Annotated in this window: 1 protein-coding gene; it reads left to right on the forward strand. The window is 47.4% G+C overall.

Translation table 11 applies throughout. From position 1 onward, the window contains the following. Nucleotides 1–123: 123 nt before the first annotated feature. A partial coding sequence (locus JTI98_RS20060; protein ID WP_216081728.1) for an ESPR domain-containing protein occupies nucleotides 124–310 on the forward strand: 187 nt, incomplete at its 3' end.

The raw sequence follows: 310 nt of genomic DNA on the forward strand, positions 1-310 counted from the left end.
AATCTCATCCGGACAAATAAAAAGACTGCGCCAATGATGCGTAGTGGTACAGGGAAGGCTCAGTACAGTGACAGAGCCGACACCTGTGTAGTCAGTATTGGCACGGTATAAGAGGTGTCCATTATGAACAAAATTTATCGCGTTATATGGAACAGCACGCTGATGCAGTGGGTTGTCACCTCTGAGTTTGGACGCGCCAGAATCAAAAGAGCGGTCAGCAAATCAATGAAAGCTGCAGGTCTAATGGTTGCTATGTCCACCGGGGCTTTTGCCACCACCTGTGATGTTGCTACTTTTAATTGCCAGCTTG

It is taken from the genome of Citrobacter sp. MGH 55, assembly GCF_016906145.1.
Lineage (GTDB): Bacteria > Pseudomonadota > Gammaproteobacteria > Enterobacterales > Enterobacteriaceae > Citrobacter_A > Citrobacter_A amalonaticus.